At 74.5% G+C, this 3,615-nt stretch carries 3 protein-coding genes and 1 pseudogene; all 4 read left to right on the plus strand.

From position 1 onward, the window contains the following. A pseudogene (locus ACFCX4_RS13525) lies at window positions 1–423 on the plus strand (hypothetical protein); the annotation flags it as partial. A gap of 6 nt (window positions 424–429) precedes the next feature. Beyond that, the gene (locus ACFCX4_RS13530) at window positions 430–873 is read left to right on the plus strand and encodes a (2Fe-2S) ferredoxin domain-containing protein (RefSeq protein ID WP_376141645.1); all 444 of its coding nucleotides are present in this window, start codon (window positions 430–432) and stop codon (window positions 871–873) included. A 245-nt stretch (window positions 874–1,118) separates the two neighbouring features. Then, complete coding sequence (locus ACFCX4_RS13535) at window positions 1,119–1,370, plus strand: hypothetical protein (protein WP_030302164.1); 252 nt, start codon at window positions 1,119–1,121, stop codon at window positions 1,368–1,370. A gap of 123 nt (window positions 1,371–1,493) precedes the next feature. Beyond that, window positions 1,494–3,615 (plus strand): choice-of-anchor A family protein (locus ACFCX4_RS13540; protein WP_376141648.1); only part of this gene is annotated, 2,122 nt, incomplete at its 3' end.

Genomic DNA, 3,615 nt, shown 5'->3' on the forward strand with positions numbered 1-3,615 from the left:
GGCGCACCGACTACAGCGCCGTTCGGAAAGCGCCGCGAGCACTGTCACTCACCCCTTGGCAAGTCCTGCACGCCATCGGCCTCGGCGCTGCGGCGGTCCGTCAGGGAGCCGGCCGCGGACTCGCCGGGGCCGGCCCGGCCCGTCGCCCCGGAGACCGCCGACGCCGTCGTGGTCCGCGACGAACCGGCGGCCGTCCCCGCCGTGGTCGCCCTCTCCCGGCGGGCCCGCCGCCCGGTGGTGCAGAACCCGGTGATCGCCGGGGGCTTCATCACCGTCCTGGTCGTCCGGGACCTGGCGGGTACGCTGCCCCTGCCGCCCGGCGTCGCCGGGCACGAGGGCTCCACCGTGATCGTCGGCCTCAACGGCCTTCGGCTGCCGCGCGAACGGGCGTGGCAGCGGGCCCTGGGGAACGAGGAGGACTGAGGGAGCATGAGCCGTCGCGAACGCGATCGGGCGGGCAGGCAGGGCGGTCGGCAGACCGGCGGGCGGGGCGGGCGCGGCCCGGAGTCCCCGGTGACCGTCACCGTCTGCCGCGGCTGCTGCTGCGGCACCCAGGAGAAGCACCCCGGCGTGGACCACGCCGGCCAGTACGAGCGGCTGCGCGCGGCCGTCGGCGACGCGGGGCGGGTCCGGGCCGTCAAGTGCCTGGACACCTGCGCGCACTCCAACGTCGTGGTGGTCGGGCCGTCGAGCGAGGGCCGCGCGGCCGGCGGCCGGCCGGTCTGGCTGGGCTGGGTCCTGGCCGACGACATGATCGGCGAGATCGCCGAGTGGGTGCACGCCGGCGGCCCCGGGCTCGCCGATCCGCCGGGGATGCTCGACCTCCAGCAGATCTCCGTCTCCCGCCGGGTCGGCGAGGGCCTGCCGGGCTGAGCCGCCCCGGCCAGGCCCGCCGGGCCGCGGGCCGCCGCCGACCAGGGGCGGCCCGCGGCGGCAGAGGGCGGGCAGGGGCGGCCGGGGGCGGCCGGCGGAGCGGGCGGGCGGCGGCGCGGCGGACGGCCGGGCCCGGGCCGGGGCCCACCGGGCGGGGTTCCGCCCCGGCAGGGTTGGGCAGGACCCGCCCGGGGCCCACCGGGCACCGCCTACCATGAACTGGGTTCCGACCCGGGAGGAAGACGATGACCACGGTCTGCCGCATCTGCGCGGGCACCGGCCGCACCGCCGGGCTCAGCTGCCGGACCTGCCAGGGCACCGGCACCACCGAGGTCGGCGGTGGCGGGGGCAACTGCTTCCTCTGCGACGGCACCGGCGTCTACGTCCGCTACCGGGTCGACGCCACCGGCGCCAAGCACGCCTACCGCGACGAGATCTGCCGCACCTGCGACGGCACCGGGAACCGGGCGGCCTCCCCCTGGGACGAGGCGTCCTGAGCCCGCGTCGGACCGCGCCCGCGAGGTGACGGTTGGTCTGAGCGGGTGCGCCCGCGCACCGATCAGCGTAGGTGAACGCCCCTCAGGTGACCGTGATCGGACACGCTGCCGGACGCTACGACTATGGCTTCCCTCAACCGTCTGTTAGCCCGGGTCCGCCGCAAGGCCGTCGCCCTGGCGCTGCCGTGCACCGTCGTCTCGGCCCTCGTCCCCGTCCTCGCCCTCGGCCCCGGCGCCGTCTCCGCCGAGGCCGCGACCCTCCCCGGCGGACTGGGGCCCTGTGTCCCCGGCAGCTGTCCCGACCCGTTCCCTCCGATCAACAACGGCGCCTTCGCCGGCCGGGACAACGGGATCAACGTCTTCGTCGGTTCCGACTTCCTGGTCCGCGGCCGCGCCGCCGAGGCGGAGGGCCGGATCGTCGTCCTCAACAACTTCGACCAGTCGAAGGACGTCGGCGGCAGCTCCATCTACAACATCGGCATCGTCGGCGTCGGCTCCCGGGTCCCCCCGCCCGACGGTGCGGACTTCCTCACCACCGGCGGCAACGTCACCGTCGCCGCGGGCCAGACCCTGGTGGCCGAGGGCGGCGTCGTCCGGCACGCCGGAACCGTCACGGGCAACGTCACCGGCACCCTCGTCCAGGACGCCAACGCCATCCAGCCGTACGCGGGCCTGCGCGACCAGCTCACCAGTGCCTCCGACTGCTACGCCCGGGTCAACGGCCTGCCCCGCACCCCGACCGGCGTCGCGGTGAACTCCGGCTTCGAGACCCTGTTCACGGGCGACGGCCTCTCCGCCCTCCAGGTCTTCAACGTCGACTTCGACCTCACCGGCCTCGGCGGCGCCCAGCAGGGCATCACCTTCGCCAACATCCCGGCCAACGCCACCGTCCTGGTCAACCTGACCGGCGCCAACCGGACGATCAACACCTTCAGCGGCGGCATCAGCGACTCCGACCCGCTGAACGCCTACCGCCAGCGCCTGCTGTGGAACTTCCCGGACGCCACCACCGTCACCCTGGCCGGCACCGGCCAGTTCCAGGGCAGCGTCCTGGTCGGCGAGCAGGCCTCCCAGACCACCGTCACCCTGCCGGGCGTGAACGGCCGCTTCTTCACCACCGGCGCACTCACCCACACCAGCTCGCCCACCGGCGGCGGGGGCCAGGAGTTCCACGCCTACCCCTTCACCGGCAGCCTGCCCGACTGCGCCGTCACCCCGGTCACGGGCCAGGTGCGGGTCCTGAAGACGGACGCGGTGACGGGCGCTCCGCTCGCGGGCGGCGTCTTCGAGCTGTGGGAGGAGACCAACGGGATCCCCGGTCTCCAGACCACCGGCATCAACCCGGACACCCAGGTGGGCACCTCCTGCACCACCGGTGCGGACGGCCTCTGCACCCGGACCGTGCCGCTCGGCACCTACTACTGGCGGGAGACCGCGGCGCCGCCGGGCTACGCACTACCGGCCAACGCGAACTTCGGGCCGCTGATCCTGACCGAGCTGAACGCCCCGACCGGCGTCCAGGTGACGGCCGCGGACGTACCGGAGTCCCCGGTGACGGGTGACGTGCGGGTCCTGAAGACCGACGCGGTGACCGGTCTGCCGCTCGCCGGCGCCGTCTTCCAGCTGTGGGAGGAGACCAACGGGATCCCCGGTCTCCAGACCACCGGCGTCCTCCCCGACACCCAGGTGGGCACCTCCTGCACCACGGGCGCGGACGGCCTCTGCAGCCGCACGGTGCTGACCGGCGCCTACTACTGGCTCGAAACCACGCCGCCGCCCGGGTACGCCCTTCCCGCCGACCCGGTCTTCGGCCCGCTGGTCCTGACCCCGCTGAACGCCGCCGACGGTGTGCAGGTCACCGCCGCGGACATGGCCCTCCCCCCGGTGACCGGCGAGGTGCGCGTCCTCAAGACGGACGCGGTGACCAACGCGCCGCTGGCCGGCGGTGTGTTCGACTTCTGGCAGGAGACCAACGGAGTCCCGGGTCTCCAGACCACCGGTGCCACCCCGGACACGCAGGTGGGTACCTCCTGCACCACCGGTGCGGACGGTCTGTGTACCCGGACGGTCCAGGTCGGCACCTACTACTGGCGCGAGACCGCTGCGCCCGCTGGGTACGTGCTTCCGGCTGACCCGGTGTTCGGTCCGTTGGTGCTGACCGCGGCGAACGCGTCGACGGGTGTGCAGGTGACGGCTCCCAATGCCGCGCAGCCGCCGGTGACGGGTGAGGTGCGGGTCCTGAAGA

Origin of the sequence: Kitasatospora sp. NPDC056327 (genome assembly GCF_042261735.1) — a bacterium.
Taxonomy (GTDB): domain Bacteria; phylum Actinomycetota; class Actinomycetes; order Streptomycetales; family Streptomycetaceae; genus Kitasatospora.

Excerpts from the sequence above, each read along its gene's own strand:
- ACFCX4_RS13535 (WP_030302164.1), top strand. The coding sequence starts at position 1,119 with ATGACCACGGTCTGCCGCATCTGCGCGGGCACCGGCCGCACCGCCGGG.
- ACFCX4_RS13530 (WP_376141645.1), top strand. The coding sequence starts at position 430 with ATGAGCCGTCGCGAACGCGATCGGGCGGGCAGGCAGGGCGGTCGGCAG.